Below are 22,166 nucleotides of genomic sequence, written 5' to 3' on the forward strand. Positions count from 1 at the left end.
GGGAATGCGGAGGATGTTGGCGGGTGTGTTGGTTCTGGCGGCGGGCCTTTCCCTGGCCCAGGCCACCGATTACCGGCAGGCGGCCATGGCGGCAGCGGCCTTGGCCCGGCTGGAAACGGTGGCCCAAGGGGCCACGGGGGAAGAGAAGCTTCTGGCCTGGGCCAAGGAGGTGAAGGCCCGGGCGGAGAAGAGCTACCAGGCCAAGAACTACTTCAAGGCGGCACGGGAGGCCCAGGCGGCCCTTCTCCTCTTCCGGGCTGCCCAAGGGGAGCCCCAGGTGCGGGCCCAGGGGCCCAAGCCTGCTCCCCGGATGGGCATGGGCATGCACCCCTCCTTCGGACCCTGGGACCATGCCTTCCCCCGGGGTAGGCGGCAGGAACTCGGCGCCCGCCTAACCCAGAGGGCTCCGGTAGCCGTGGACCGGGCGGAGAAGGAGCTGGCCTACTACCGGGCGCAGGACAACCTGGTAAAGGACCTGGTAGCCGAGGCCAAGAATAGGCTCTCCAAGGAACCTGGCCGGGCCTTCTTGTTGGCGCGGGCGGCCTTGGCCCTGATCTCCGCGGAGCGCGGCTTCTAACCCTACCCCACCCGGGCAGGGCCCGATTACCATGGCGGCATGATGCGGTGGCTTGGGGTCCTCCTCCTCGGCCTTGGGGGTTTTGCCCTGGGGGAGGGGGGCCCTAAGGCCGTGGTTTTGGCCCCGGAAGAGGTCCTAAACCGCTGCGGGGCCCTGGTGCGGGTCCTCGAGGTCCAGGCCCTTTACCGAGAAGGGGATACCTTTTTGCTGGTCCTGGGCCAGAAGGAGCCCTTGCTCCTCTTGGCCCTGGAAGGGGATAGGCCCATGCCCCACATGGGCCCCCCCAGGGGCCGGCCCATACGTAAGCGGCCTTTTCCCTTTTTGCGGGAGCTTTCCCTGGCCCGGTGGGTGGTGGTCCTGCCGGGGGAGTACCGGTGCTTCATCCTCCACCGGGGACGGGTGGTGGGGGTGTTGCGCCTGGGCCAGGACCTTTCCCCCCTACCCCTTCCTGCCGGGGATACCCCTTAAGACCACCCCCCTGGCTTCACCAAGAGGGGCGCCAGCGGAGCCCCCTAGGGAGCCCATAACCCAGGGCAAAAGGGTATAGCAGGCCCTGAGGCTTGGTGCAGGGCAAATGCCCTGCGGTTTTAAAATGTTCCCATATGAAGCCCGGCCTTTATCCCCTTCTGGGCCCTCCTGCCTCGGGGAAAACCTCTTTGGCCCAGGAATGGGCCTTGGAGGTGCTAAGGCGACGGGGAAGGGTTTACTGGGTGGGCCTGCCCCACCAAAGGGCTTATGTCTACCGTCTTTTCGGCGGGCAGGAGGCGGTGCTGGGCCTGGAGTTCATGTCCTTCCAGGCCCTGTACTACCGGGTGCTGGCCGAGGTGGGCCGGCTTGGGCCCTTGCTTCCCGGGGCGGGAAGGGTGGCCCTGGTGGGGGAGGCCTTAAGGAGCCTCTATGGGGAGGAGATCGCCCCGGGGGAGGCGCGGTTATTTGCCCGGGCCATCGCCGAACTCAAACGCTATGGCCTTTCCCCCTTTGCCCTGCCCAAGGAGGGGGAGGCGGGAAGGCTCAGGCAGGTCTACTTCGCCTACCAACGCCTTAAGGGGAAAGCCCTGGACTACGATGACTTCCGCTACCGGGCAGGCCGGGTGCCCCTTCGCCTTTTCCCCAAGCCCGATCTAGTGGTGGTGGATGGCTTTCGGGAGGTGGGTCCTTTGGACCTCCGCTTCCTTAGGCGCCTGGCCCAGGAGGTGCCGGTCCTCCTCACGGCGGAACTCCTCCCAGAAGGGCTTGCGCCCTGGAAAGCCCTTTCCCCTAGGCCGGTAAAAAAGGAGGTCCTGGCCCTGGCCAACCCCGTGGAGGAGGTCCGCTACCTCCTTAGGGCCTTAAAGCGGGCCCTGGCCCCCAAGGCGATGGGTGGGGAAGGCCTGGATCCCTGGGAGGTCCTGGTGGTGGCTCCCGAGGAGCGCATCGGGGGGCTTCTCCTCCTCAAGGACGAGTACGGCCTGCCCCTTTACGATGGCCGGGAAAGGGCCTTGGCCGACACGGAGGAAGGAGAGAGGGTGCTGGCCCTTGTAAACCCCTTCCCCACGGGGCGGGACCTTCTGGCCTTGGGGTTTCCCACCTTGGGGAGGAAGGCCCTGAGGCTGGGTCTGGCGGGGGAGGAGGCCCTTGGGGCTTTGGCCGAGCGGGAAGGGCTTGAGGAGGAGTGGCGGGCCTTCCAAGGGCTCCGCACCCCGGGGCCCGACCTTTTGGCCTGGGCGGAGGAGGCCTTGGAGCGCCTGGGGATCGCAGCCCAGGAGCCTTTTCTTACCCGCCTGCGCCTGGCCCTACAGGCCGATAGGGGGAATCCCTTGGCCTGGTGGCGGAGCCTGCTTTTGGACGAAAGCCTGCCCCCAGAGCCCAACCGGGGGGTGGCCCTGCTTCCTCCCTTGATGGCCCTCGGCATAAGGGCCAAAAGGGCCTATGTGCTGGACTGGGTGGCGGGGCGCTATAGCCTACGGGAGCGGGAGGACTACTTCCTCCTGGAAGAGCTTAGGGAAAGAGGGCTTCTAAAGGGACTCCCCCGGCGCCTTAAGGGCCTTGACCCCCTTTTCTGGGAGGAGGTTTCCACCCGGGGGGAGGAGGTGTTTCTCCTCTACCCGGAGGCCGGCCCCTCGGGGCTCTACCCGCCCTTGGAGAGGGGGGTTAAGCCCGAGCCCTTGCCCCCGGCAAGCCGCCTCGAGGCCCTTCCCCAGCTTCCCTTTACCCCGCCCCTGCCCACGGGGCGGGAGCCCCCGCCCCACTTGGAGGTGCTCCGTCGCTTCCGGGAGTGCCCTTTTAGGGCCTACGTGGAGCGGTTTGACCTCAGGGGACGGGATGGGGCCTTGGGGTGGCACCTCCTGCCCACCAAGTTGGAAGAGGTTCTGGCCCACGCCCAGGTGGGTCCCTGGTTGGAGGCCCATCGGGCGCATTGGGAGGGGATGCGCTTTTGGTCCACCTTGCCTGGGAAACCTCCCTTACGCCTGGATGGGGTGCGGCGGGAGGGGAAAACCCTTCACCTTTACCGCCTGTTGCCCCAAGGAGCGGAAGCCGACTTGGGGCCGCAAAAGCGCTGGACGGAGTGGTATACCCTTAAAGTCCTGCTGGGCCGCGAGGATGTGGCCGAGGTTAGGCTTTGGGCTTGGCCTTGGATGGGAGAGCCTTCCTCCCCTCCCCACCACCGCTTTGTAGAGGTGCCCAGGATAGCCGAGGAGGTACGGGAACAGGCGGCGGAGGCCTATCGCCTTTGGCTCAAGGGGGCTTTTCCCCCAAAGCCAGGCTTCCACTGCCTCACCTGTGGCCTTGAAGACCTCTGCCGAAAGGAGGAGAGGTGAAGCTTTACGTGGCCTCAGCGGGCACGGGGAAGACCCATGCCTTGGTCCAGGAGCTTTTGGCCCTTTTGCGCCAAGGGGTGCCCCTGCGGCGCATGGCCGCCCTCACCTTTACCCGCAAGGCCGCCGAGGAGCTTAGGGAACGCATCCTGGAGGAAGTTAAAGCCCTGGGGGATGGGGAGGGGGAAACGGCCAAGCGGGAGCTTTATGGCGCCCTTTTCACCACCATCCACGGCTTCATGGCGGAGGCCTTACGCCACACGGCCCCCTTCCTCTCCCTGGACCCCGATTTCGCCGTCTTGGACGAGTTCCTTGCCGAGGCCCTCTTCCTGGAGGAGGCCCGCAGCCTCCTCTACTTGAAGGGCCTGGACCCCGGGGAGGAGGAAGGGCTTGTGGGTGCGCTCCGCGCCCTTTACGAAAAGCGCTCCCTGGCGGAAGACTTCCGGCCCTTGCCGGGAGCGGAAGGGGTTTATGCCCTTTTCCAGGAGGTCCTTAGGAGGTACCAGGCCCGTACCCAAGACCTCCTAGGGCCAGGGGACCTCGAGGCCCAAGCCCTCCGCCTCCTGAAAAACCCCAAGGCGGTGAGGCGGGTGGTGGAGCGGTTTAGCCATATCTTCCTGGACGAGTACCAGGATGTAAACCCCCTGCAGGGGCGGTTTTTCCAGGCCCTGGAGGAGGCGGGGGCCAAGGTGGTGGCCGTGGGGGACCCCAAGCAGTCCATCTACCTTTTCCGCAACGCCCGGGTGGAGGTTTTCCGCGAGGCCCTAGGGAAGGCTGAAGAGGTTCGCTTTCTGGACGAAACCTTCCGCCACAGCGGGGAGCTGGCCGAGTTTCTGAACCGCTTTGTGGAGCGGTTCTTCCCCGAAACCGAACGGGTTTTGGTGAGGCCTAGACGGCGGGAAAGGGGGTTTTTGGAAGTGCACTGGGTGGGAGGGGAAGGGGAGCTGGATGGGAAGCGCCACCAAGAGGCCTTGGTCTTAGGGAAGAGGCTTCTGGCCCTACGGGACCAAGGGTATGCCTTCCCAGAGATGGCGGTTTTGGTGCGAAGCCGCCATAGCCTTCCCTACTTGGAACGGGCCTTCCGCGCCTTGGGGGTTCCCTACGGTATCCGCCGGGGAAGGAGTTTCTTCATCCGCCCGGAGGTGCGGGATATCTACCATGCCCTTAGGCTAAGCCTCTTGGAACCCGAGGCTCCCCTTTCCCCCGAGGAGCGGCTTTCCCTTTTGGCCTTCCTGCGGGGCCCTTTTGTGGGCGCCGATTTGGGAAGGTTGGGGGGTTTACCCAAGCAATCCCCCTGGAAGGACCTTCTCTCCCAACTCCCCGCCGAAGCCCAGGCCCGGCTGGAGTGGCTGAGGGAGCTGGCCGGGAAGCGGCCCCTAGAGGCCCTTAAGGCCCTGGTGCGGGACGAGGTCTTTTTGGGGCGGCTTTCCCCTAGGGCCCGCACCAATCTGGACACCCTCCTCCTCCTGGCGGCCTCGGAGCGCTTTCCTGACCTCGAGGCCCTCCTGGAGTGGCTCAGGGTGCGGGCTACGGACCCCGAGGCCGCCGAGCTCCCCGAAGGGGGCGAGGGGGTGAACCTCCTCACCGTGCACGCCGCCAAGGGGTTGGAATGGCCGGTGGTGGCGGTGTTTGACCTCTCCCGGAACGAGCGGTTTCAGGAGGATTCCCTCCTGGTTGGACTCGGCGGAGAGGTGGCCTTGAAGGGCATGCCCGCCTACCAGGGGGTGAGGCAGGGCCTGAGGGAGGCCCAGGACAAGGAGGCCATCCGGCTCCTTTACGTGGCCCTTTCCCGGGCCCGGGATGTCCTTGTGCTCACGGGAAGCGCCTCTTCCCGGCCAGGCCCTTGGGCCAAGGCCCTCATGGGTTTGGGCCTAGGCCCTAAGTCCCAAGACCCCAGGGTACGGGTCCACCCCCTTAGGGCTTCCTTCCCCTCGCCCTCGCTCCTGCCGGCGCCCCCTCTGGACCCAGCCCCTTATGCCCCCTTGGCCTTGGAACCCAAGCCCTTTCCTCCCCTCTACTCCCCAAGCGCCTACCAGAAGGCGGAGGGGGAGCCTTGGCCCTTGGCGGAGGCCTTGGAGGCCGAGGTCTTGCCCGAGTTCGCCCGCGCCCTGGGTACCTTGGTCCACTACGCCCTCGCCCGCAACCTGGACCCAGAGGACGAGGCCCAGATGCGCTCCCTTCTCCTGCAGGAGGTGGCCTTGCCCTTTTCGGAGGAGGAAAGGGCAAGGCTTTTGGCTGAGGTGCGGATCCTCCTCCTTAACCACCGGGAGATGCTGGGGAAGGTCTTGCCCCCCTTGGAGGAGCGCCTCGAGGACCACCCCGAGCTCCCCTTGGTCCTCCCCCTGGCGGGGACGGTCTGGCACGGGGTTCTGGACCGGCTTTACCGGGTGGGGGACCGGTGGCACCTGGAGGACTACAAGACCGACCAGACCATGGACCCCGGGCGCTACCGGTTGCAGTTGGCCCTCTACTGGGAGGCGGTGCGGCGGGCCTGGGGGGTGGAGGCGGAGGCCCGGTTGGTCTACCTAAGGCACAAGGAGGTGTACGCCTTCCCTTCCCAAGAGCTTTTGGAGACCCTCTCCCAACTGGAAAAGGCCCCTGGGAAAGCCCAGGGGCCTGGAGGAAACCCGTCCTAGCGCTTGGAGTACTGGGGAGCCCGGCGGGCCTTGTGCTTGCCGTACTTCTTCCGCTCCACCACCCGGGCATCGCGGGTGAGAAAGCCCAAGGGCTTCAGCTTGGCCCGGTAGTCGGGGTTGTAGCGGAGAAGGGCCCGGGCCACCCCCAGTTTGATGGCGTCCACTTGGCCGCTCTTCCCGCCCCCCCGCACGGTGATGTAGGCGTCAAAGCGCCCCAGGGCGTCCACGGCCCTAAGGGGCTCGAGGGCCGCCACCGCCCGCACCAGGCCCTGGAAGTAATCCTGAAAATCCTGGCCGTTTACGGTGACCTTGCCGCTTCCGGGCCTTAAAAAGACCCGGGCCACCGCTTCCTTGCGCCTACCGGTGCCGTAGTACTGCTCCATCACTTGACCTCCAGTTTAACGGGCTTCTGCGCCTGATGGGGATGGGTGGGGCCGGCGTAGACCTTAAGCCGCTTGAAAAGCCTCCGCCCCAGAGGGCCTTTGGGTAGCATCCCCTTTACCGCATGCTCCAGCACCCTTTCCGGGTGGGTGGAAAGCATCTTCTCGGCGGGGATTTCCTTCAGGCCCCCCTGGTAGCCGCTATACCGGGTGTAGATCTTCTGCTTGAGCTTCTTGCCGGTGAGGCGGACCTTGTCGGCGTTCACCACCACCACGAAGTCGCCCATGGGGAGGTTGGGGGTCCAGTCGGGGCGGTGCTTGCCCCTGAGCAAGGTGGCGATTTGGGTGGCCAGCCGCCCCAGGGTCTTGCCCTCGGCGTCAATGAGAACCCAGCGGGGTTCAACCTTTTCCGGCACGTACGTCTTGGGCTGCATTTCCAGGGCCCTCCTTGAGCGATACACCCTGTTCTTGCCGGGGGATCGGGGGACCCCGCAAGAACGCCAAAGAAAACTTTACCATAACCCCAGGGCCTTTTGCCAGATGTGGTAGGCTTAGGTCCCGTGAACGGGGTTTCCGAGAGTAGCCAAAGGCCAAGGAAGTACGTGTTCGTGACCGGGGGGGTGGTGTCCAGCCTGGGCAAGGGGATTCTCACCTCTGCCCTGGGGGCCCTTTTCCGGGCCCGGGGGTACCGGGTTACCGCCATCAAGATTGACCCCTATGTGAACGTGGATGCGGGGACCATGCGCCCCTACGAGCACGGGGAGGTCTTCGTCACCGCCGACGGGGCGGAAACCGACCTGGACATCGGCCACTACGAGCGCTTCCTGGACCTGGACCTCTCCCGGGGCAACAACCTCACCACGGGCCAGGTCTACCTTTCCGTGATCCAGAAGGAGCGCCGGGGGGAGTACCTTTCCCAGACGGTGCAGGTGATCCCCCATATCACCGACGAGATCAAGGACCGGATCCGCCAGGTGGCCGAGGAGCAGGGGGCCGAGGTGGTGGTGGTGGAGGTGGGCGGCACGGTGGGGGATATAGAGAGCCTGCCCTTTCTGGAGGCCATACGCCAGTTTCGCTTTGACGAGGGGGAGGCCAATACCTTCTACATCCACCTCACCCTGGTCCCCTACCTGGAGACCAGCGAGGAGTTCAAGACCAAGCCCACCCAGCACTCCGTGGCCACCTTAAGGGGCGTGGGAATCCAGCCCGATGCCATCGTCCTTCGCTCGGTGAAACCGGTGCCGGAGGAGGTGCGGAGGAAGGTGGCCCTTTTCACCAACGTGCGCCCGGGGCACGTGTTCAGCAGCCCCAACGTGGAACACATCTATGAGATTCCCTTGCTCCTTGAGGAACAGGGCCTGGGCCGGGTGGTGGAAAAGGCTTTGGGCCTCGAGGCGGTCTTCCCCAACCTCGCCTTCTGGCAGGAGGCGGTGCGGGTTTTAAAGCACCCCGAGCGCACCGTGAGAATCGCCATCGCCGGCAAGTACGTGAAGATGCCCGATGCCTACCTTTCTCTTCTGGAGGCCTTGAAGCATGCGGGCATCCGGCATGGGGCCCGGGTGGAGGTGAAGTGGGTGGATGCGGAGGGCCTCGAGGGGGCCGACCTGGACGAGGCCTTCCGGGATGTTGCCGGCATCCTGGTCCCCGGCGGGTTTGGGGTCCGGGGCATTGAGGGCAAGGTGCGGGCGGCCCAGTACGCCCGGGAGAAGGGCATTCCCTACTTGGGCATCTGCCTGGGGTTGCAGATCGCGGTTATTGAGTTTGCCCGGAACGTGGCCGGGCTTAAGGGGGCCAACTCCACGGAGTTTGACCCCTATACCCCCCATCCGGTGATTGACCTCATGCCCGAGCAACTGGAGGTGGAGGGCCTGGGAGGGACCATGCGCCTCGGGGACTGGCCCATGCGCATCCGCCCGGGCACCCTCCTCCACCGCCTCTACGGCAAGGAGGAAGCGCTTGAGCGCCACCGCCACCGCTACGAGGTCAATCCCCTTTATGTGGACCAGCTGGAACGGGCGGGCCTGGTCATCTCCGCCACCACCCCGGGCATGCGGGGCCGGGGGGCGGGGCTGGTGGAGGCCATTGAGCTTAAGGACCACCCCTTCTTCTTGGGCCTGCAAAGCCACCCCGAGTTCAAAAGCCGGCCCATGCGCCCCTCCCCGCCTTTTGCTGGGTTCGTGGAGGCGGCCCTCACGTTTGCGCAAGTATAGGGTTTTGGGGGTTTAGTCTTCGTTTTGTGGGTTGTCGGTGAAACGATTGCCGACAACCTTCTTTATTTTCTGCAAAATGAGGGTTCCTCTTTCACGTAGAAAAGCGTCGTACATTTCGTCAGATAGGATGTTCGGCTCAACCTCCTTTTGAGGATTGATGCGAATGGGGAATAAGGCTAAGCCCAAGCGCTGGTTTGCAACATCAATGTCTACCTTATTTGCCAACTCATGGACATAATCGGAAGGATTTCTGTTGGACAGCAGTTGGTTACTTTCCCGGGTTAATGGTACCAGATTGGCGATGGAATCCACCTGTTTCTTTGCACCAAACGAACGGGGAAAGATGTGATGGATTTCAAAGTTATCTGACTCTATTTTAGATCCAGAAAAGAAATCTTCGGGAATATAACGTCTTAGAAGGGCTAAAACAGCTTTGTATCTATTATCACTCTTAGCCAGACCTACCAACGTTTCAAGATCAAGATTTACGATCGGCATGTCATCGTTTGGGATTTCTCCACTAACTAGTTTCTTGAGACTTTGGTAATGCATCAAAATTCTGTAGTTTGTGGCGCGAAAACCGCTCTGTAGAGCATTTGAGAAGAACCACTGCACCAGCTGATCCCTTTTTTCTGTAAGAAAGCGCTCCTGATTTCTCTCATCTAAGTCAGCCAATACACCTGCTAAAGCTACCAGTTGACTTTCGCCCACATAAAACCTGGGTTCTAGACCACATTCTTTCTGTGCCCACCTTAAAGCCCTTGAAAGCGCTTTGGTGACTTGTATCCACCGGGTCTTAATGGTGTCTTTACCCAGCTTCAGCTGCTCGCTCCGAGAAGGCTCCGCGTTCTTTTCGAGAAGAACAATCACCTGTAGGAATCTTTCCCCATCAACACTAAAAGCATCTAGCGTGCGGTCAATTCTGTGTGCTTCCTCGTAATAGGCCCTTAGGTCTAGGTCCGGATAGTATCTGGCAACAGCCAAATCAAAGGTGCTGAGGCGGGTACCTGTTGAGTTTATCGTTTCAAAAATGCGGCAAATTGCTTCAACGCCTTCCTGCCCTTCTAAAAGTATGTAAGGAACTTCGTAGTTTCGTATGGTCTCGAATATGCGATTGACTCTTTTTATAGCGTTCATTGCTTCGTCCTTCTCTAAATCCGGGTGGTTTAGGAAGTAGTCGATAACATATTTTTGCTCTTCGCCTTCATGAATAAGGTCTGCACGAAGCCACCTGTTATTACTCCGAGTTGTATCTTTTGACTTGCCATTGGTCTTCTTAATCCAGTCCACCCTTTCCTCGTCGAAGGATTCATAAAGCTCCTGCAGGTCAAACCAGTATGTTTTACTTGGATTAGCATTTAAAAGTACACGAACAATGGAGGTTAGTCTTTGTTGACCGTCTAATATCAGTAGCTCTTGTGCTTCTTCTGGCGTGTTGTTGTCACCGGAATCCTCACTGGGCAAATCATCCAATTCTGCCATAGCAGCTTGGATAGAGCGCGCACTTAGGCGAATGTCAGGGCTGGGTTCCAGTAAGAGCAAGGAACCGATAGGGTAATTACGCGCAATGGAGTCTATAAGTAGGGCAACTTGGGCTTCGTTCCAAACAAAATCCCTTTGAAATTGAGGAAGTTTAAATTGCCCGGTCTTCGCTTTCTTTAAAAGCTGATTCATTCGGAAAGAGCCCGTTCTCATGCTTCTATGCTGTCAAACTTCTACCTTGTGGTCAACCTCCCATAGGCAAACTGCCGGGCTACCCGCCCGGAAAAACCCTTTTGCAGGGCAAAGCGGAGGGCTTCCTTTTCCTCCTCCGGGCTCAAAGAGCGGCCCAGATGGTGGGCCACCGCCTTTAGGAAAAGTTCCTTGTCAAAGGGGGGGAAGGTGAGGACCAGGCCGAAACGCTCGGAGAGGGCTAGGGTGTCCTGGAGCTCGTCCCAGGCCTGGGGGTCGGCCCCGGGAAGGGGGTTTTCCCCCTGATGGCGGACCAGGTGGCGGCGGTTGGAGGTGGCGAGGAGGAGGACATTTGCCGGTGGACCCGCCAGGCTTCCTTCCAGGAGGGCCTTTAGGTGGTGGAAGGTTTCCTCCCTGGGGTCCAAGGAAAGGTCGTCCAGAAACAGGAAGAAGCGGTGGGGGAGAAGGGCCAGTTTTTCCAAGAGATTTTCCAAATGGGCCAGCGCCGTGGGCTCCACCTCCACCATGCGGGCTTCCTGAAGGTGTAGGAGGTTTTTGGCTGCGGTGCTTTTGCCGGTGCCCCGGGCCCCGTAAAGGAGGGTGTGGAGGGCCGGCTTGCCCGACAGAAAGCGGAGGGCGTTGGCCTTAAGGGCCTTTAGCTGGGTTTCATAGCCGACAAGCTCCTCCTCCCGGGGTAGGCGAGGGGAGGGAAGGGGCTCCACTCCTTCCCGGAAGCGGAAGGCCCGGTAAAGGGCGAAGGGGTAGGGCCCGTGGGTTTGCAAAACCCGGGCCATGGCTTCAGGGTCACGGGCCAAAAGGGCCCTTAGGGCCTCCTCCTCGGCGGGGTGGGGTGGGCGTTCCCCTAAGTCGGCTAAAGGGTACTCCTTCCGCCTCCCCTCCAGCTCCAGGAAGGCCCTCTTAAGGTCTTGCCTTATAAGCTGCAGAAGCCCCGGGGTGGGCCTAAGGGCCCGCCAGGCCCAGGGAGCCCTAAGAAGGCATTGGGCAAAGGCGTAGCCCCAGGGTTCACCCCGGGGCAGATCCAGGTCCAGTAGGTCGGATGGGGTCTGGGGAAGCCTCATGGGCCCCATGGTAAAGGAAAACCCCGGGGGTTTCCCGGGGTCTTCTGGTGGGCCGCACAGGACTCGAACCTGTAACCCACCGATTAAGAGTCGGTTGCTCTACCGGTTGAGCTAGCGGCCCAAACGCCAAAAGCTAGTGTAGCCCGCCCTTTAGGCCCTGTCAAGGTTAAAAGAGGTAAAGCACCGCCCTTCCCCTTTCCACCCGTACCTGGATGGGCCCCAGGGCCTGGTTCTCCAGGGTAAGGGTGGTGGCCTTCAGGGGGGTGGGGGGCAGGTTCCAGCGGGCCCCTTCCACTCCCAAGGTGGCCTCGGGAAAGGGGAGGAGGCTGAAGGGAGCCCCCGCTTCCAGGTGGAAGGTGTGCTGCCCAAAGGGGAGAGGGAAGACCCGGGTGAGCCCATCGGTGAGCTCCGCCCTTACCCCCTTCTCCACCAGGGTAAAGGCAAGCTCCAGGTGGGCCAGGGTGTGGTCCAACCGTCCCCCGATGCCGCCCAGGAGAAGGAGCTCCTCGACCCCCAGCTCCAGGGCCTTGCGCACCAAGGCTTCCCCGTCCGTTAGGTCCTTTTCCCGGGGAAGCACCTCCTTGGGGGTAGAAAGGGCCTCCTGTAGCCACTGGGGACTTGAGTCAAAGTCCCCAAGCCATAGCTCCAGGGGAAGCCCAAGGGCCAGGGCGTGCCGGGCCCCAGAGTCCGCCGCCATTAGGCGGTAGGCCTTTAGGCGTTCCCGTAGGGCCGCCGTTACCAGAAGGGGCCCGCCTAGGAGAAGGGCGAAGCGCCTCATCCCTCCAAGGGTACGGCTTGGGAAGGGTCCAGGCCTAGGGGGACCCTGGCCCCTTCCTCCAGATGGGGGAGGGGATCTAGGGCCTCCAGGTACACCCTCACGCCCCTAAGGCGTACCCAAAGCCCCACCCGACTGCCGAAGAAAAGGCGCTCCTCCACCACCCCTTCTTGGTCTCCTCCCAGGCGCAAGGCCGCTTGGGGCAAGAGGTGGGGCCTGGGGGGCAGGCCCAGGGCTTGGCTTTCCTCGGGGGAGAGGAGGTTCTTATGCCCTAGGAAACGGGCAGTCCAAGCATCCTGGGGCCTGGCGTACACCTCTTCCGGGGGGCCAACCTGAACCAGCCTTCCCTTGTTCAAAATCGCTACCCGGTGGGCCAGGAGGAAGGCCTCGCCCTGGTCGTGGGTGACCACCAAGGTGGTAATCCCTTCTCCCCGGAGAGTTTTGCGCAGGAAGAAGAGGAGTTCCTCCCTCAGCCTCAGGTCCAGGGCCCCCAGGGGCTCGTCCAAGAGGAGGAGCCTGGGCCGGGGTGCCAGGGCCCGGGCCAGGGCAACCCGCTGTTGCTCGCCCCCTGAGAGTTCTTGTGGGCGCTTTCCCGCGTGGGGGGAAAGCTCCATCCTTTCCAGAAGCTCCCGTACCCGTGCCTCCTGCTCCTTCCGGGACCAGCGGGCTTCCACCAGGCCGAAGGCGATGTTTTCCGCCACGGTGAGGTGGGGGAAAAGGGCATAGTCCTGGAAGAGGAACCCCACCCCTCGCCTTTCCGGGGGTAGGGGAGTGAGGTCTTGGCCCTGGAAGCGAACGAAGCCCCGGTCTGGGGTTAGCAACCCGGCAATGAGCTTTAACAGGGTACTCTTTCCGCTTCCCGATGGCCCCAAAAGGGCCAACACCTCCCCCTCCTTTGCGGAGAGTTCCAGGGCGAGCCGGAAACCGGGAAAAGCCTTTTGCAGGGATAGCTCCAGCACCCCTCCATTAAACAAGGAGCCCTGGGGGGACCCCAGGGCTCCCCTTTGGATTTCCTTACTTCAAGCCGAGCTTCTTCCGCTCCTCCAGCACCTGCTGGGCGGTGAGCTTGTTGCCCCTAAGGGCCTTCACCTCGGCGGCGGTGAAGGGCTTGAAGCCGGAGACCTTCTTGTCGTCGCCCCAGGCGGTGGCGATGTGGTTGAGAAGGGCGGCGATCTCCTCGTCCTTTAGCCCGTTGTAGGCGGGCATGGCTCCGTTGTACTTCATGCCCTTAACCTCAATCTGGCCCTGGAGACCCCAGAGCAGTACCTTGATCAGGTACTCCCGGCCGCCCTTGGCGTTAAGGACCTCGGAAACGTGGCCTGCCAGGGGCGGGAAGGCGCCAGGTACCCCCTGCCCGGTGGCTTGGTGGCACCCCGCGCACTGGCTATAGAGCTTAGCGCCGTCCGCCTGGGCCAAGGCCAGGCTGCCGATAAGGAGGAGAGCGGTTAGGGTCCGTTTCATCTTTACCCTCCGGGCTACCAGGGTATTTTGTCCCGTCCCGGGTGTCAAGGGGACTGGAGGGCCTAAACCTTTAGCTTTTCTTAAATCTCAGGAATACACTCGGGGGGTAAGGGGTGTGCCAGCTTTTTTATGCCTTGGTTATGTGTGAGGGGGGACAGGTTGTGTCAGGGGTGCTTGACAGGGTTTTGGGGGTAGTGCTAGGGTACAAATGTCCTTGGGTGTACCCTTGGGGTGTATCGGATGAAGGCATACCAGGTACTTTTAACCCTTCCCCTACTTGCCATGGCCTTGGCGGCTTTGGACTTCGGCCGCTGGTATCCCTACGATGCGGCCCTTTCCCTTGGGCAGGCCCATGGGCGGATGGTCATGGTCTACTTCCATAGCCCCCACTGCCCCTACTGCGACCAGATGAACACCTTCGTCCTTTCCGATCCCCAGGTGAGCCGGCTTTTGGAGGAGCGCTTTGTGGTGGCCTCTGTGGGCACCGAAACCCAAGAAGGCCAAGACCTGGCCCGGCGCTACCGGGTGCCGGGCACCCCAAGCTTTGTCTTCCTCGTCTTCCGCAAGGGGACGTGGGAAGAGGTGGGCCGGTTCTTTGGCAGCCGGTCCCGGGCGCAGTTCCTCTTGGAGTTGCGCCAGATCTGTGCCAAAGGAGGTGTATGCGGTGAATAGGCGAGCGTTTCTAAGGACCACTGGCGTAGCCCTGGGGGCTTTGGCCCTGGCGGGGGTTCCTGCCCGGGCGCAGGGCCTCGAGGGGGAGGACCTGGCCAACCTGGAGAAGGCCTTGCAAGCGACCTTGGGCAAGGGGTTTAAGGACCTGACGCCCTCCAACCTCATCAAGCTCACCATGCCGGCCATTGCCGAGAGCGGGGCCAATGTTCCCGCGGAGGTGGAGGTGGGCCTCCCTTCGGACCAGGTGAAGGCCATCCATCTCTTTGCCGACAAGAACCCCACTCCCCACCTGGTGGCCTTCATGCCCATGAAGGCCCTGCCTTACTACGCCACCCGGGTGCGCCTAGCGGAGACCAGCGCCATCCGGGCGGTGGTGGAAACCACGGACGGCAAACTGCTTCTGGCCTCAGCCAGCACCCGCGTAACCGTGGGTGGTTGCGGTTAGGAAGGAGGTAGGAGATGCCCATTCGCACCATTGTTCGCTTGACTCCCGCCAAGCCCAAGGCGGGCGAAACCTTTAAGCTCCAGGTGGTAGCCCAGCACCCCAACGAGCCCGGTACCCGTAAGGATGCCGAGGGCAAGATCATCCCCGCCAACTACATCAACTTGGTGGAGATCTACTTTGAGGGGGAGAAGGTGGCGGAGGCCCGCCCTGGTCCTTCCACCAGCGCCAATCCCCTCTACGGCTTCATGTTCAAGGCGGAAAAGGCCGGCACCTTTACCGTGAAGCTGAAGGACCTCAGCGGGGATACGGGCGAAGGCGCGACCAAGCTGGAACTGGCCTGAAAGAGCGCCCGGGGGTTATCCCCGGGCGCCTTGCACTCGTGGGAGGTGGGGTATGTCCTTAGGGGTTGGGTGGAAGGTGGCGGTGCTTTTCCTCCTGGCCTTGGCCCTGGCCCAGGGGGAGGTGGACCCGAGGGAAGAGGCCAAGCGGCAAAAACAGCTCCTTTTGGAGACTGCAGGCATCCTGCCCACGGAGCTCATCGTGGAGCAAGGGAAGGAGCTCTTTAACCGCAAGGGGCCTAAGGGCAAAACCATGGCCGAGTGCGACTTCGGCCTGGGCAAGGGGGTTTTGGATGGGGCAGCGGCTAGATTGCCCCGCTACTTCTTGGACACCGGTAGGGTGGAGGACCTGGATAGCCGCATCCTCACCTGCATGACCCGGGTCCAGGGGTATAAGCCGGAACAGATCAAGCGGCAGGAGGTGGTGGCCATCGCCTTCTACGTTGCCAGCTTTTCCACCGGTAAGCCCATCCAAGTGCGCCTCCTCTTTCCCCAGGAGCGGGAGCTTTATGCCCTAGGGGAAAAGCTCTTTTATGCCCGTAGCGGGGCGCGGGATCTAGGCTGCGCCACCTGCCACATCTCCTTTGTGGGGCGCCGGGCTGGGGTGCTTCCCTACGCGGATGTCCTGGGCAAGGACCAGTCCTGGACCCACTGGCCCGCCTACCGCTACTCCAACGACCAGACGTGGACCATGCAGGACCGCATCCGGGCCTGCTACGGCAACATCGGCCACCCCCAGCCTGCCCACTACTCCCTGCCCATCCTGGCCCTGGAGCTTTTCATGGCCTACCAGAATAACGGGGCGGTGGTGGAGGAGTGGCCAGCTTTCGTGCGGTGAGGAGGGAGTGATGAAGGTGAAGAAGCTTCTTCCTATCCTCTTGGCCACGCCTTTGGTGGTGGCCCTGGCCCAGTCCTACTTTGCTCCATCCGAACTGGAACTCATCAAAACCGGAGGAAAGGCCTACGCCGAGGTCTTCCTCAACCAGCGCCAGGACCAAGCCCTTTGTTCCCTCTACCACAACCGCCTGCCCGCAGACCTGCTGCCTAAGTTTTTGGAGGAACAGCGGGCCCTCATCAAGTACCCAGCGGATGGCAAGCTTATGGGGGACTGGAGGAAAGGGGGTGCCATCTTCAACAACCTGCAGAAGGCCAACTGCTTCTCCTGCCACTTTGGTTCCCCCGTCCACCTGGGTGGGGATGTGGGCCCTAGCCTGGAAAAGTACGGCCTAAAACGGGGCCAGTCCGAGGCGGTCCAGCGGTACACCTACGAGGTGGTCTACAATGCCTGGGCCTACTTCCCCTGCACCGTCATGTACCGCTTCGGGGCCCAGGGGCTTTTAACCCCTGAGGAGATCGCCGACGTGGTGGCCTACCTCCTGGACCCGGAAAGCGAGTTCAACACCAAGCCAGCGGTGGGGTCTAAATGAACCGACGGGAGCTTCTTTTCTGGCTTTCTGCCTTAGGGAGTCTAGGGCCTAAGGCTTTGGCCCAGGTCCTGGAAAACCCTTCCCGCCTATACCAACTAGCCCCTTACGGCAACGCCACCCTCCTTTACTTCTCCGACCTCCATGGCCAGGCCTTCCCCCACTACTTCATGGAACCTCCCAACCTCCTCGCCCCCAAGCCGCTCATGGGCCGGCCCGGTTACCTGACTGGGGATAGCATCCTGCGCGCTTACGGGGTGGAGCGGAAGACGCCCTTGGCCTATCTGCTTAGCTACCTGGACTTCGTGGAGTTGGCCAAGGCCTTGGGCCCCATTGGGGGCCTGGCCCATCTCACTGCGCTTATCCGTCAACAAAAGGCCCAGGTGGAAGCGGAGGGGGGGAAGGCTTTGGTTTTGGACGGGGGGGATACCTGGACCAACTCCGGCCTTTCCCTCCTGACGCAAGGGGAGGCCCTGGTGGATTGGCAGAACCTCACCGGGGTGGACCATATGGTCTCCCACTGGGAATGGACCCTGGGGCGGGAAAGGGCCGAGGAGCTCTTTGGGAAGCTTAAGGGGGAACACCTTTCCTACAACGTAGTGGACGAGCTTTTTGGCGATCCCCTTTACCCCGCTTACCGCATCCATAGGATGGGCCGCTACGCCGTGGCCATTGTGGGAGCCACCTACCCCTACGTGAAGGTATCCCACCCCGAGGAGCTTACCCAAGGCCTTTCCTTTGCTCTGGACGAGCGCCGCCTTCAGGAAGCCGTGGACCAGGCCCGGGCGGAAGGGGCCGATGCCGTGGTCCTGCTTTCCCACAATGGCCTTCAGCTGGACGCGGCCTTGGCGGAGCGGATTAGGGGGATTGACCTTATCCTTTCGGGCCACACCCACGACCTTACCCCCCTTCCCTGGCGGGTGGGCAAGACCTGGATTGTGGCGGGGAGCGCCGCGGGCAAGGCCCTCATGCGGGTGGATCTGGAGCTTTTCAAGGGGGGGATCGCCAACCTTCGGGTCCGGGTCCTGCCGGTTTTGGCCCACCATCTCCCCAAGGCTGCGGACGTGGAGGCCTTCTTGGAAAGGACCTTAGCTCCTCACCGCCAGCACCTTTTTGAGCCTTTAGCGCTTTCGGAATCCCTCCTTTACAAGCGGGATACCGTGTACTCCACCTGGGATGAGCTGGTGGGGCGTGCGGTCAAGGCCCTTTACCCGGAGGTAGACCTGGTCTTCAGCCCTGCGGTGCGCTGGGGCACCACCATCCTGCCCGGGCAGGCCATTACCCGGGACCACCTTTACGCTTATCTGGGCTTCACCTACCCCGAGCTTTACCTCTTCTGGCTACGGGGAGAGCAGGTGCGGGGTGTCCTCGAGGACATCGCCAGCAACGTCTTCACCCCCGATCCCTTCTACCAGCAGGGTGGGGATGTAAGCCGGGTGTACGGCCTCCGCTATGTCCTGAACCCTGATGCCCCCACGGGCCAGCGCATCCGGGAGGTGGAGGTGGGGGGCAAGCCCCTGGACCCCAACCGCCGTTACCTAGCGGCCTCCTACGGGGGAAGGCTCCAGCGGCTAGGGGAGGCCAAGGCGGGCTATAGCCCCCGGCCCATCTACGAGGTGGTGGAAGAGTACCTAAAGGCCGAGGGGCGGGTGAAGGTCCTGCCCCGGCCCAATGTGCGGGTTATTGGGCGCAACTACCATGTACCGGAGGTGGTTTCATGACCAAAAAAGCGGTGATACTTTCGGTTTCGGCCTTGTTTCTGGGCCTTGGGCTTACCCAGGTGTCGCCTTTTAGGGAGCGCCTGGAGGCTGCCTTGCACGCAGGTGGCCACGAGTTCGCCCAGGTGATGCTGGCACAGGACAAGGGTCAGGCCCTTTGCTCCCAGTACCGGGATAAGCTTCCTCCTGACCTTATCCCAGGCTTCTTGGCGGAGCAGAAGGCCCTGATCAAGTACCCGGCCAACGGCAGGCTCATGGGGGACTGGAAGAACGGGGAGCAGGTCTTCACCGACCCCAAGCGGGGTAACTGCTATGCCTGCCACGCGGGGGTCCCCGGAGAGGTGGCCCACGGTACCATGGGCCCAAGCCTCACCGCCTATGGCCAGCGGGGGACCGCCGAGCCGGTGGTGCGCTACACCTACGAGAAGATCTACAACGCCTGGGCCTTTGTGCCCTGCTCTCTCATGTACCGGGGTGGGGTGCATGGTCTTTTCACCCCTGAGGAGACCGCGGACCTGGTGGCCTTCCTTTTGGACCCCGAGTCCCCCATCAACCGGAGGTGAGCTATGGGACGTGGGAAGAAGCGTTGGTTGCTCCTGGGCGCGGTGGCCTTGGGCACCTTGGCGGGCTTTGGGGCCTACACGCAGCAGCAAAAGCCCCTGGATCCCTTTGAAGAGGCCATGCGCCAACGGCAGATGTACCTGGAAACCTTTGGGGTGCTCCCGGGAGAGCTTTTTGTGGAGGAGGGCAAGGAGCTCTTCTTCCGCAAGGGTCCTAGCGGCAAGACCCTCGAGGCCTGCGATTTCGGCAAGGGAAAGGGGGTTTTGGAGGGCGTTTACGCCATCCTCCCCAAGTACTTCCCCGATACCAAGCGGGTGGAGGACCTGGAGACCCGGGTCTATACCTGCATGCAGACCGTACAGGGGTTTAAGCCCAGCGAGATCAAGCGGGATGAGGTGAAGGCCATCACCACCTACATCGCCTCCTTCTCCTCCAAGGCCAAGATCCAGGTGGTGCCCAAGCACCCGGCAGAGCTGGCCATGTACAACCTGGGGCGGGAGCTTTGGTACACCCGGGCTGGGGCCAGGGACATGAGCTGCGCTGTCTGCCACGACCAGTATGCGGGCCACCGGGTGCGGCTTTCCCCGGTCAGGAGCCCCAAGCAGGGCCTGGGCAACGAGTGGCCCGCCTACCGCTTTGAGGAGGACAAGCTTTACACCCAGGAGGACCGGATCAACTTCTGTTACGAGTCCATCGCCATTCCCAAGCCGGAGTTCTACTCCGACGTGCACATCGCCCTAACCGTGTACATGCTGGCCGAGGCCACCAAGGCTGGGCACTCCTTTGAGGAGCTGCCCTTCTTCACCCGTTAGCCATGCGCCGCCGGGACCTGCTAGCCCTTCTTCCCCTCCTTCCCCTGGCCCAGGCCCAAGGGGTGGGGGAGGTGTGCGGGGACTGGGTGCAGGGCTTCGGAGCCTTCCTGAAGCGGGTGCCTCCCGCCAGCTACCTGGTCTACCCCACGGAGGCCAAGGACCTCCTCCTCTTTGATCCCTTTATCCTGGACGTGCGCACGGAGGAGGAGCGGAAGAAGGGTTATATTCCCGGCTCGGTGCACATCTATGCCGGCCAGGTGCCGGATCGGCTAGGGGAGCTTCCCAAGGATAAGGAGGCCTTGATCCTGGTCTACTGCAACTCGGGGAGCATCTCCATGGTGGTTACGGCATATCTGCAGGCCCTAGGCTACAAGAACGCCAAGAACATTGCCCATGGGTTTAAAGGCTGGCTGGATGCCGGCCTTCCGGTGGAAGGAGGTTCGCAATGAGGAAGCTTTTGGCTCTGGTGGCCCTTTTGGGTTTGGGTTTGGCCCAGTCGTTGGTGGTGGAGGTTAGGGGCTCCCTGGAAGAGGTGGAGGCCAAGACCCTGGCGGCCCTGAAAGGGGTGGGCCTGGAACCCGACCGGGTCCTGAACCTGGGGGAGCAGGTGCGCCAGGTGACGGGCCCGGGTTTTCCTGAATACCGCTTGGTAGTTTTAAAGCCGGATAAGGGTAGCGTGGAGGCGGTTTCCAAAAATCCCATGGCGGCCATCGTGTTGCCCCCTACCGTTTTCATCACGGGCCAGGGGAATAAGTTCATGGTGGGCACCTTTGATGGGCGCCTCCTCTTTTCCATGCTGCAGGCGTATGGGGGTGAGGTGGAACGCCTCACCTGGCGCCTCGAGGGGGCCCTCGGCCGGCTTGGCATCGTGAAGCGCCTGCCTCCTGCCATGATGCCGGATCCTAGCAGCGGCATGATGCCCGCCCTCATGTACCGGGTGCCGGGGGCCAAGGTGGAGGACGTGGTGCTCATGGTGGAGACTGAGCTTACCTCCCATGGCCTTAACCTGCTTCCCAACGTGAAGGTGGGCCCGGTGACGGTGATCATGCCCTGCAAGAGCGAGTGGGCCCGGATCATGTTCCTCACCCAGCCCGCCGGGGGCTTTGCCGCCCCTTGCCGCTTCTTCGCCATGCAAATGGGTAGCGATGTGCTGGTGGGGGCCATCGAGCCCATGCTCATGACCATCATGCCGGGGGTTATGGGCACCCCAGCGGTGCCCATGCTCCAGGAGGCCCGCCAGGTGATGACGGAGATCCTGGAAGCCACGGGCGGAACCCCTTACCGCCCTGGTCAATGAGGAGGAGAGCGTATGAGCAAGGTTAGCCGGCGCCAGGTTTTAAAGACGGGTGCGGCCTTGGTCGCGACAGGGGCCCTTTCGGGCTCGGCCTTCGCCCAGGAGTTCTATAGCCGTCCCCCCACCCTCCTCCCCCGGACCCGCAAGCCCCGGGTGGTGGTGATCGGGGGCGGCTGGGGCGGCACCACGGTGGCCCGGAAGCTGGTCCAGTCGGGGGTGGATGCGGAGGTGGTCCTGGTGGAGCAGAAGCCCATCTTCATGTCCTGCCCCATGTCCAACCTCTTCCTGGCCGGGGTCAAGCCCCTGGAATGGTTGGTCTTTGACTACACCAATGTGGTCAAGGACGGGGTAGTCTTCGTCCAGGAGAAGGTCTTGGACATCAACCGGGACCGCCGCCTGGTGCGCACCACCGGAGGGTACCTGGCCTACGACTTCCTGGTCCTGGCCCCGGGGATTGACTACATGTACGAGGCCATTCCCGGTTACGCTGAGGCCAAGCACCTCATGCCCGTGGGCTTCAAACCCTTTGAGCACATCGCCCTAAGGCGGATGCTGGACCAGTTTGACGAGACGGGTGGGGAGCTGGTCATGTATATTCCCAACCCCCCTTACCGCTGCCCCCCGGGGCCTTACGAGCGGGCGGCCATGCTGGCTTGGCGGCTTAAGGAGAAGGGGGTCAAAGGCAAAGTCACCGTTTTGGATGCCAACCCCCAGCCCATCTCTAAGGCCCCGGGCTTCCTGGCCGCCTACAACGATCTCTACAAGGACTACCTGGAGTACGTGCCCAACACCAGGGTCACCGGTTTGGATTACGGCAAGAAGGTGGTGAAGACGGAGCTTGGAGACGTGCCCTTCACCCTGGCCGACATCATACCCCCCATGAAGGCCGGGGAGCTGGTGCGGGTGGCGGGCTTAGGGGAGCGCTGGGCCAACGTGCGCGCCCCCTACTTCCTATCGGAGAAGGATGACCGCATCTACCTGGTGGGGGATATCACCGGAAACACCCCCTACCCCAAAAGCGGTATGGTGGCCTATGTTTCCGGCACCATTGTGGCCCGGCACCTGGTGGAAAGGCTTAAGGGCAAGCCCTTGGCGGAGATACCCCCCGAGCTTCCCAACAACATCTGCTATTCCTTTGTCAACAGTGAGGAGGCCATCTGGGTGGCGGCCAACTACTCCTGGGACGAGGCGGCCAAGCAGATCAAGTCCCAGGGCTCCGTGGACAACCAGCGCTCCGCCGCCAACGGCACCGCGGCCATCGGCTGGGCCACGGGCCTTTGGAACGACATGTTCGGACCGGCTTAGGCCTTGGGCCCCG

The 22,166-nt window shown here is 62.6% G+C and carries 23 protein-coding genes and 1 tRNA gene; 16 read left to right on the forward strand and 8 right to left on the reverse strand.

Annotated elements, in window-relative coordinates:
• The first annotated feature begins 4 nt into the window (after nt 1-4).
• The 4 genes from L0D18_RS04070 to L0D18_RS04085 all read left to right on the forward strand — a co-directional run bounded on the left by L0D18_RS04070 (nt 5) and on the right by L0D18_RS04085 (nt 6,008).
• The gene (locus L0D18_RS04070) at nt 5-577 is read left to right on the forward strand and encodes a hypothetical protein (RefSeq protein ID WP_243027533.1); all 573 of its coding nucleotides are present in this window, start codon (nt 5-7) and stop codon (nt 575-577) included.
• A gap of 42 nt (nt 578-619) precedes the next feature.
• Nucleotides 620-1,045 carry a hypothetical protein gene (locus L0D18_RS04075; protein ID WP_243027807.1) on the forward strand — a complete coding sequence of 142 codons (426 nt, stop codon included), beginning with the start codon at nt 620-622 and terminating at the stop codon, nt 1,043-1,045.
• 134 nt (nt 1,046-1,179) lie between these two features.
• A complete protein-coding gene (locus L0D18_RS04080; protein ID WP_243027534.1) occupies nt 1,180-3,375 on the forward strand; it encodes a PD-(D/E)XK nuclease family protein in 2,196 nt (731 codons plus the stop codon).
• Complete coding sequence (locus L0D18_RS04085; protein ID WP_243027535.1) at nt 3,372-6,008, forward strand: UvrD-helicase domain-containing protein; 2,637 nt, start codon at nt 3,372-3,374, stop codon at nt 6,006-6,008. The genes L0D18_RS04080 and L0D18_RS04085 overlap by 4 nt, the downstream gene beginning before the upstream one ends.
• Here L0D18_RS04085 and rpsI read toward each other — a convergent pair.
• Both rpsI and rplM read right to left on the reverse strand, forming a co-directional pair.
• Complete coding sequence (gene rpsI / locus L0D18_RS04090) at nt 6,005-6,391, reverse strand: 30S ribosomal protein S9 (RefSeq protein ID WP_243027536.1); 387 nt, start codon at nt 6,389-6,391, stop codon at nt 6,005-6,007. The two genes, L0D18_RS04085 and rpsI, sit on opposite strands and share 4 nt — an antisense overlap.
• Nucleotides 6,391-6,822 carry a 50S ribosomal protein L13 gene (gene rplM, locus L0D18_RS04095; RefSeq protein ID WP_243027537.1) on the reverse strand — a complete coding sequence of 144 codons (432 nt, stop codon included), beginning with the start codon at nt 6,820-6,822 and terminating at the stop codon, nt 6,391-6,393. The genes rpsI and rplM overlap by 1 nt, the downstream gene beginning before the upstream one ends.
• A 126-nt stretch (nt 6,823-6,948) precedes the next feature.
• Here rplM and L0D18_RS04100 point away from each other — a divergent pair, with 126 nt between their 5' ends.
• A complete protein-coding gene (locus L0D18_RS04100; protein ID WP_243027538.1) occupies nt 6,949-8,598 on the forward strand; it encodes a CTP synthase in 1,650 nt (549 codons plus the stop codon).
• 12 nt (nt 8,599-8,610) lie between these two features.
• On the opposite strand, the gene L0D18_RS04105 is transcribed toward L0D18_RS04100, so the two are convergent.
• The 6 genes from L0D18_RS04105 to L0D18_RS04130 all read right to left on the reverse strand — a co-directional run bounded on the left by L0D18_RS04105 (nt 8,611) and on the right by L0D18_RS04130 (nt 13,584).
• Nucleotides 8,611-10,293 carry a GmrSD restriction endonuclease domain-containing protein gene (locus L0D18_RS04105; RefSeq protein WP_243027539.1) on the reverse strand — a complete coding sequence of 561 codons (1,683 nt, stop codon included), beginning with the start codon at nt 10,291-10,293 and terminating at the stop codon, nt 8,611-8,613.
• A gap of 20 nt (nt 10,294-10,313) precedes the next feature.
• Nucleotides 10,314-11,357, reverse strand: coding sequence for a DUF815 domain-containing protein (locus L0D18_RS04110; RefSeq protein ID WP_243027541.1), 1,044 nt, complete (start codon nt 11,355-11,357; stop codon nt 10,314-10,316).
• Between the two features lie 36 nt (nt 11,358-11,393).
• Nucleotides 11,394-11,469 (reverse strand) — tRNA-Lys (locus tag L0D18_RS04115).
• A 45-nt stretch (nt 11,470-11,514) separates the two neighbouring features.
• Nucleotides 11,515-12,126: a thiamine diphosphokinase gene (locus L0D18_RS04120; RefSeq protein WP_243027543.1), complete on the reverse strand. Its 612-nt coding sequence runs from the start codon at nt 12,124-12,126 to the stop codon at nt 11,515-11,517.
• The gene (locus L0D18_RS04125; RefSeq protein ID WP_243027544.1) at nt 12,123-13,082 is read right to left on the reverse strand and encodes an ABC transporter ATP-binding protein; all 960 of its coding nucleotides are present in this window, start codon (nt 13,080-13,082) and stop codon (nt 12,123-12,125) included. The genes L0D18_RS04120 and L0D18_RS04125 overlap by 4 nt, the downstream gene beginning before the upstream one ends.
• Before the next feature lie 55 nt (nt 13,083-13,137).
• Nucleotides 13,138-13,584, reverse strand: a complete 447-nt coding sequence (locus L0D18_RS04130; protein WP_243027545.1) for a c-type cytochrome — start codon at nt 13,582-13,584, stop codon at nt 13,138-13,140.
• 240 nt (nt 13,585-13,824) lie between these two features.
• Here L0D18_RS04130 and L0D18_RS04135 point away from each other — a divergent pair, with 240 nt between their 5' ends.
• From L0D18_RS04135 to L0D18_RS04185, 11 genes are read left to right on the forward strand one after another with little or no spacing between them, the layout of a single operon-like run.
• Nucleotides 13,825-14,256 (forward strand): thioredoxin fold domain-containing protein, encoded by a 432-nt coding sequence (locus tag L0D18_RS04135; RefSeq protein WP_243027546.1) that lies wholly within the window; start codon nt 13,825-13,827, stop codon nt 14,254-14,256.
• The gene (gene soxY / locus L0D18_RS04140) at nt 14,249-14,701 is read left to right on the forward strand and encodes a thiosulfate oxidation carrier protein SoxY (RefSeq protein ID WP_243027547.1); all 453 of its coding nucleotides are present in this window, start codon (nt 14,249-14,251) and stop codon (nt 14,699-14,701) included. Before L0D18_RS04135 ends, soxY begins: the two co-directional genes overlap by 8 nt.
• Nucleotides 14,702-14,715: 14 nt before the next feature.
• Nucleotides 14,716-15,042, forward strand: coding sequence for a thiosulfate oxidation carrier complex protein SoxZ (gene soxZ / locus L0D18_RS04145; RefSeq protein ID WP_243027549.1), 327 nt, complete (start codon nt 14,716-14,718; stop codon nt 15,040-15,042).
• Between the two features lie 52 nt (nt 15,043-15,094).
• Nucleotides 15,095-15,877, forward strand: coding sequence for a sulfur oxidation c-type cytochrome SoxA (gene soxA / locus L0D18_RS04150; protein WP_243027551.1), 783 nt, complete (start codon nt 15,095-15,097; stop codon nt 15,875-15,877).
• 10 nt (nt 15,878-15,887) lie between these two features.
• Nucleotides 15,888-16,466 carry a sulfur oxidation c-type cytochrome SoxX gene (soxX, locus tag L0D18_RS04155; protein ID WP_279232176.1) on the forward strand — a complete coding sequence of 193 codons (579 nt, stop codon included), beginning with the start codon at nt 15,888-15,890 and terminating at the stop codon, nt 16,464-16,466.
• Nucleotides 16,463-18,184 carry a thiosulfohydrolase SoxB gene (gene soxB / locus L0D18_RS04160; protein ID WP_243027553.1) on the forward strand — a complete coding sequence of 574 codons (1,722 nt, stop codon included), beginning with the start codon at nt 16,463-16,465 and terminating at the stop codon, nt 18,182-18,184. The genes soxX (L0D18_RS04155) and soxB overlap by 4 nt, the downstream gene beginning before the upstream one ends.
• The gene (gene soxX, locus L0D18_RS04165) at nt 18,181-18,744 is read left to right on the forward strand and encodes a sulfur oxidation c-type cytochrome SoxX (protein WP_243027555.1); all 564 of its coding nucleotides are present in this window, start codon (nt 18,181-18,183) and stop codon (nt 18,742-18,744) included. Before soxB ends, soxX (L0D18_RS04165) begins: the two co-directional genes overlap by 4 nt.
• A 3-nt stretch (nt 18,745-18,747) precedes the next feature.
• Nucleotides 18,748-19,554, forward strand: coding sequence for a sulfur oxidation c-type cytochrome SoxA (gene soxA, locus L0D18_RS04170; protein WP_243027556.1), 807 nt, complete (start codon nt 18,748-18,750; stop codon nt 19,552-19,554).
• Between the two features lie 2 nt (nt 19,555-19,556).
• On the forward strand, nt 19,557-20,003 hold the full coding sequence (locus L0D18_RS04175) for a rhodanese-like domain-containing protein (RefSeq protein ID WP_243027558.1): 447 nt from the start codon (nt 19,557-19,559) through the stop codon (nt 20,001-20,003).
• On the forward strand, nt 20,000-20,851 hold the full coding sequence (locus L0D18_RS04180) for a DUF302 domain-containing protein (protein WP_243027560.1): 852 nt from the start codon (nt 20,000-20,002) through the stop codon (nt 20,849-20,851). The genes L0D18_RS04175 and L0D18_RS04180 overlap by 4 nt, the downstream gene beginning before the upstream one ends.
• Nucleotides 20,852-20,863: 12 nt before the next feature.
• Nucleotides 20,864-22,153: an FAD-dependent oxidoreductase gene (locus tag L0D18_RS04185; protein ID WP_243027562.1), complete on the forward strand. Its 1,290-nt coding sequence runs from the start codon at nt 20,864-20,866 to the stop codon at nt 22,151-22,153.
• The last annotated feature ends 13 nt before the right edge of the window (nt 22,154-22,166 follow it).

It is taken from the genome of Thermus albus (genome assembly GCF_022760855.1).
Lineage (GTDB): Bacteria > Deinococcota > Deinococci > Deinococcales > Thermaceae > Thermus > Thermus albus.

What these genes read in the sequence shown, in the direction of transcription:
- L0D18_RS04070 (WP_243027533.1), top strand. Translation starts at nt 5, where the DNA reads ATGCGGAGGATGTTGGCGGGTGTGTTGGTTCTGGCGGCGGGCCTTTCC.
- L0D18_RS04075 (WP_243027807.1), top strand. Translation starts at nt 620, where the DNA reads ATGCGGTGGCTTGGGGTCCTCCTCCTCGGCCTTGGGGGTTTTGCCCTG.
- L0D18_RS04080 (WP_243027534.1), top strand. Translation starts at nt 1,180, where the DNA reads ATGAAGCCCGGCCTTTATCCCCTTCTGGGCCCTCCTGCCTCGGGGAAA.
- rpsI (WP_243027536.1), bottom strand. Translation starts at nt 6,391, where the DNA reads ATGGAGCAGTACTACGGCACCGGTAGGCGCAAGGAAGCGGTGGCCCGG.
- rplM (WP_243027537.1), bottom strand. Translation starts at nt 6,822, where the DNA reads ATGCAGCCCAAGACGTACGTGCCGGAAAAGGTTGAACCCCGCTGGGTT.
- L0D18_RS04105 (WP_243027539.1), bottom strand. Translation starts at nt 10,293, where the DNA reads ATGAGAACGGGCTCTTTCCGAATGAATCAGCTTTTAAAGAAAGCGAAG.
- L0D18_RS04110 (WP_243027541.1), bottom strand. Translation starts at nt 11,357, where the DNA reads ATGGGGCCCATGAGGCTTCCCCAGACCCCATCCGACCTACTGGACCTG.
- L0D18_RS04120 (WP_243027543.1), bottom strand. Translation starts at nt 12,126, where the DNA reads ATGAGGCGCTTCGCCCTTCTCCTAGGCGGGCCCCTTCTGGTAACGGCG.
- L0D18_RS04130 (WP_243027545.1), bottom strand. Translation starts at nt 13,584, where the DNA reads ATGAAACGGACCCTAACCGCTCTCCTCCTTATCGGCAGCCTGGCCTTG.
- L0D18_RS04135 (WP_243027546.1), top strand. Translation starts at nt 13,825, where the DNA reads ATGAAGGCATACCAGGTACTTTTAACCCTTCCCCTACTTGCCATGGCC.
- soxZ (WP_243027549.1), top strand. Translation starts at nt 14,716, where the DNA reads ATGCCCATTCGCACCATTGTTCGCTTGACTCCCGCCAAGCCCAAGGCG.
- soxA (WP_243027551.1), top strand. Translation starts at nt 15,095, where the DNA reads ATGTCCTTAGGGGTTGGGTGGAAGGTGGCGGTGCTTTTCCTCCTGGCC.
- soxX (WP_279232176.1), top strand. Translation starts at nt 15,888, where the DNA reads ATGAAGGTGAAGAAGCTTCTTCCTATCCTCTTGGCCACGCCTTTGGTG.
- soxB (WP_243027553.1), top strand. Translation starts at nt 16,463, where the DNA reads ATGAACCGACGGGAGCTTCTTTTCTGGCTTTCTGCCTTAGGGAGTCTA.
- soxX (WP_243027555.1), top strand. Translation starts at nt 18,181, where the DNA reads ATGACCAAAAAAGCGGTGATACTTTCGGTTTCGGCCTTGTTTCTGGGC.
- soxA (WP_243027556.1), top strand. Translation starts at nt 18,748, where the DNA reads ATGGGACGTGGGAAGAAGCGTTGGTTGCTCCTGGGCGCGGTGGCCTTG.
- L0D18_RS04175 (WP_243027558.1), top strand. Translation starts at nt 19,557, where the DNA reads ATGCGCCGCCGGGACCTGCTAGCCCTTCTTCCCCTCCTTCCCCTGGCC.
- L0D18_RS04180 (WP_243027560.1), top strand. Translation starts at nt 20,000, where the DNA reads ATGAGGAAGCTTTTGGCTCTGGTGGCCCTTTTGGGTTTGGGTTTGGCC.
- L0D18_RS04185 (WP_243027562.1), top strand. Translation starts at nt 20,864, where the DNA reads ATGAGCAAGGTTAGCCGGCGCCAGGTTTTAAAGACGGGTGCGGCCTTG.